Origin of the sequence: Planktotalea sp. (assembly GCF_039984035.1) — a bacterium.
GTDB lineage: Bacteria > Pseudomonadota > Alphaproteobacteria > Rhodobacterales > Rhodobacteraceae > Planktotalea.
This window is the reverse complement of record NZ_JBDWVM010000234.1, coordinates 1-4,535: the sequence shown is the minus strand read 5'-3', so window position 1 is coordinate 4,535 and position 4,535 is coordinate 1. Positions and strand designations below refer to the sequence as shown.

General features: G+C 56.1%; 3 protein-coding genes. 1 reads left to right on the top strand and 2 read right to left on the bottom strand.

Translation table 11 applies throughout. The annotated features are described in order from the left end of the window. Both ABJQ89_RS10560 and ABJQ89_RS10555 read right to left on the bottom strand, forming a co-directional pair. A partial coding sequence (locus ABJQ89_RS10560) for a pyruvate carboxylase (RefSeq protein WP_348496201.1) occupies positions 1 to 2,753 on the bottom strand: 2,753 nt, incomplete at its 3' end. 92 nt (positions 2,754 to 2,845) lie between these two features. Beyond that, positions 2,846 to 3,994 carry an alpha-hydroxy acid oxidase gene (locus ABJQ89_RS10555; RefSeq protein WP_348496200.1) on the bottom strand — a complete coding sequence of 383 codons (1,149 nt, stop codon included), beginning with the start codon at positions 3,992 to 3,994 and terminating at the stop codon, positions 2,846 to 2,848. Positions 3,995 to 4,097: 103 nt separating this feature from the next. On the opposite strand from ABJQ89_RS10555, the gene ABJQ89_RS10550 reads away from it, so the two are divergent. Then, the coding region (locus ABJQ89_RS10550) for a UvrD-helicase domain-containing protein (protein WP_348496199.1) at positions 4,098 to 4,535 on the top strand (438 nt) is incomplete at its 3' end.

Below are 4,535 nucleotides of genomic sequence, written 5' to 3'. Positions count from 1 at the left end.
CCGCGCATCATGTCGATCACAGAGTCAGGGAAGGCCACATCAGTGTCCGCATCTTCCACTTCATGACGCGTCAGACCCTGCGAGACCATCATCAACGCCATATCGCCAACCACTTTGGAGGACGGCGTCACTTTGACGATGTCACCAAACATCTGGTTCACATCCGCATAGGTGCGAGCGACCTCTGGCCAACGCTCTTCCAGCCCCAAGGAACGCGCTTGCGCTTTGAGGTTGGTGAACTGACCACCGGGCATTTCGTGCAGGTAAACTTCGGAGGCAGGCGCTGCGAGACCGCTTTCAAACGCCACATATTGTGCGCGTACGTGCTCCCAATAATCAGACATCTCGCGGATCGCTTCGATATCAAGACCTGTGTCGCGCTCGGTGTGACGCAGCGCTTCTACGACAGAGCCGAGGCATGGCTGAGACGTGCCGCCAGAGAAGGCATCCATGGCCGCATCAACCGCATCGACACCCGCTTCGGAGGCCGCAAGGATTGTCGCGCCTGCAATGCCAGACGTATCATGCGTGTGGAAGTGGATCGGCAGGCCAACCTCTTCCTTCAACGCTTTGACCAAGACGCTGGCAGAAGCGGGTTTCAGCAGACCTGCCATATCCTTCAGGCCGAGCACATGCGCGCCCGCGGCCTTTAGGTCTTTACCCATCGCGACATAGTAGTTGAGGTCATATTTCGCGCGGTTCGGGTCCAAGATATCGCCTGTGTAGCAGATCGTACCTTCGCAAACCTTGTTCGCCTCAATGACCGCATCCATCGCAACGCGCATGTTTTCCACCCAGTTGAGACTGTCAAACACGCGGAAAACATCAACGCCGGTTTCAGCCGCTTGGCGCACAAATTCCTGCACCACGTTGTCAGGGTAGTTCGTGTAGCCCACGCCATTAGAGGCGCGCAGCAACATTTGCGTCATGACGTTCGGCATAGCAGCACGCAGATCGCGCAGACGCTGCCATGGGCATTCCTGCAAGAAGCGGTAAGCCACATCAAACGTCGCGCCGCCCCAGCACTCAACCGAGAACAATGGCGACAGGTTGCTTGCATAAGCAGGGGCCGCTTTGATCATATCGATGGAACGCATGCGCGTGGCGAGCAAGGATTGGTGCCCATCGCGCATCGTTGTGTCGGTCAGCAAAAGCTGCTTCTGCTCGGACATCCAATCGGCAACCGCCTGCGGACCTTTGTCATCGAGCAAGTTCTTGGTGCCGTAAGGCGTCTCGGACGTGCGCGCCGCTGGCGGCGTCGGTGTTTTAACATCCGCAGAAGGCTCAGGACGATCCGTTGTCTCAGGATGCCCGTTCACGGTGATATCCGCGATATAGGTCAAAATCTTCGTCGCGCGGTCACGGCGTTTGGAGAAATCAAACAGGTTCGGCGTGTTGTCGATGAAGGTCGTTGTGTACTCATTGCTGAGGAACGTCGGGTGCTTCAGCAGGTTCTCAACAAACGCGATGTTGGTGCTGACACCGCGAATACGGAATTCGCGCAATGCACGGTCCATACGGGCAATCGCCGCTTCGGGTGTCTGCGCATGTGCCGTCACTTTTACCAAAAGGCTATCGTAGTAACGTGTGATCACGCCGCCAGAGTATGCGGTGCCGCCATCCAAGCGGATACCCATGCCTGTCGCTGAGCGATACGCAGTGATACGGCCGTAATCTGGGATGAAGTTGTTCTGTGGATCTTCCGTCGTGATCCGTGTCTGCAACGCATGACCATTCAGGCGGATTTCATCTTGGGACGCTTTGCCTGTCGCGTCAGCAATGCTCTTGCCTTCCGCGATCTTGATCTGTGCTTGCACAATATCAATGCCAGTGACTTCTTCTGTCACCGTGTGTTCTACTTGAACACGTGGGTTCACTTCGATGAAGTAGAACTTGCCGGTTTCCATATCCATCAGGAATTCAACAGTACCGGCGCACTCATAATTCACATGCGCACAAATCTTGCGGCCAAGCGCACAAATTTCGTCGCGCTGCTCTTCGCTCAAGTAAGGCGCAGGGGCACGTTCAACCACTTTCTGGTTACGGCGCTGAACGGAGCAATCCCGCTCGAACAGGTGGTACATGCCACCGTGCGTATCCCCGAGGATCTGAACCTCAACGTGACGCGCGCGGGTGATCATCTTCTCAAGATAGCCCTCGCCATTGCCAAAGGCAGCTTCGGCTTCGCGGCGACCCTCAAGTACCTTTTCTTCGACTTCATCTTCAGAATGGATCGGGCGCATACCGCGACCACCGCCGCCCCATGACGCTTTGAGCATCAAAGGATAGCCAACTTCGCCGGCTTCTTTCTTGATCGCTTCCATGTCATCGCCAAGCACGTCAGTCGCTGGGATAACTGGAACGCCTGCTTCAATCGCAACTTGACGGGCAGAGGCTTTGTCGCCCAACGCGCGCATAGTTGCAGCCTTTGGACCGATGAAGGTGATGCCGTTGGCTTCGCAGGCGTCTACGAATTCGGGGTTCTCGGACAGCAGACCGTAACCAGGGTGAATAGCGTCTGCGCCGCATTCCTTTGCCACGCGAATGATTTCGTCAATCGACAGATAGGCCGCAACAGGCCCCATGCCTGCGCCAATGCGATAGGCTTCATCCGCTTTAAAGCGGTGCAAGCCGAGTTTGTCTTCTTCCGCATAAACGGCGACGGTCTTTTTACCCATCTCATTGGCCGCCCGCATAATACGGATAGCGATCTCACCGCGGTTGGCGATCAGGATTTTACGAAATTCAGTCATGGCAGCGATCCTTGCTGTCTGGCTTTGAAGTCAGGGATACAAGTGGTGCATCCCGCTAGTGGTAAAGTTTGTATACCAAATTGGCAGTGCCTTTAAGGTACGTAGAGCGATTGTGAAAGGTGTTCGAGTGATTTTGCCCCGATTTGTCCCATGTTTGCGCTAATGTCTGACGCTAACATTGTTGCAAGATGTTCGGGGCCGTCTTCTGCGAGCGCGCCGAGCGCATAATGCCATGCGCGGCCCATCATTACGAAGTCCGCACCAAGCGCGAGCGCGCGCAAAATATCGAGACCGCCTTCGATTCCACTGTCGAAGATCAGAGGCAACGGCGTTGCTGCACGTATCTTTGGCAGCACCTCAATCGGGGCGGGGGCCGCATCGAATTGGCGACCTGCATGATTAGAGAGCCAAAGTGCATCAACGCCAGCCGCTTCCAGCTTGGGCGCATCATTGGCATCTAAAACGCCTTTGACGATCAGTTTGCCGTCCCAGTTGTCGCGAAGCCAAGTGACATACTCCCAATCGGGTGATGTGCGCAGCAGATAGCCCACATGCGCTGTGCTGCTCAAACCTGTTGTATCGCCCTTCACGTGATCGATGTAGCTGTCCATCAAGCGCATGCGCGGCATGCCAAGACGCGCAGTTCCCATCGCCCAAGCAGGACACAGCGCGACCTGTGCGAGTAAACGGGGTGTGAGTTTCGGTGGCTGTTGCAGGCCGCCGCGCAGCTGACGTTCCCGCCGACTGGCAACGGGCACATCAACCGTTAGAACCAAAGTGTGAAAACCTGCCGCCTTGGCGCGCGCCAGCATATCGCGGCGAATGCCTTCATCGCGGGGCGGATACATCTGGAACCAGCCGTGTTCCCCCAACTCGGGCGCGATATCTTCAGGCGTGCGGGTGGCAACCGTAGAAAGCGTGTATGGGATGTTGAGCTTGGCCGCCGCGCGCGCCAGGAGGCGTTCGGCATCGGGCCAAATCAAACCAGACATGCCCACAGGCGCTATGCCAAAGGGCAGTGGCATCTTCTGCCCTAGGAAATCTATAGAAAGGTCCGGAACCATCTCGCCGTGCAACACCGAGGGCATCATCAAGACCTCATCCAGCTTTGCGCGATTGCGGCGCTGTGTCGCCTCGCTGCCGGTTGCACTGTCGAGGTATTCCCACACAAAATGCGGAATGCGCCGCTTGGCAGTGCGGCGTAGATCAGAAATCGCGGGGAATCTGCTATTCAGGTCCATGGGCGCATATGCGGCAGTGCAGCATGATTTGTCCATCAAAGAATTTAGAACAGAGCGAGAACTTCCCTTTTACAACGCAAGAAATCGCGTTAGATATGGCGATATGAGTAGTTTTGACGAAATGGACGCCTTTGAAGGCGCATCGCTAAGCCAGCGCGCGATGGGGCAAATGACCTCTGCGCGCCCTACACCTTATCTGGATGGGTTGAACGAGGCGCAGCGCGAAGCGGTGGAAGCCTTGGATGGTCCTGTCCTTATGTTGGCAGGGGCTGGCACGGGCAAAACCAAGGCTTTGACGACCCGCATTGTACATCTGATGAACACGGGCAAAGCACGTCCAAACGAAATTCTGGCGGTGACGTTTACGAATAAAGCTGCGCGCGAGATGAAAATCCGCGTTGGCAGCATGCTTGGCAATGAAGCGGAAGGGATGCGCTGGCTCGGCACCTTCCATTCGATCTGTGTGAAACTGCTGCGCCGCCACGCCGAACTGGTCGGCCTCAAAAGCAACTTTACCATTCTGGATACGGACGATCAAAAG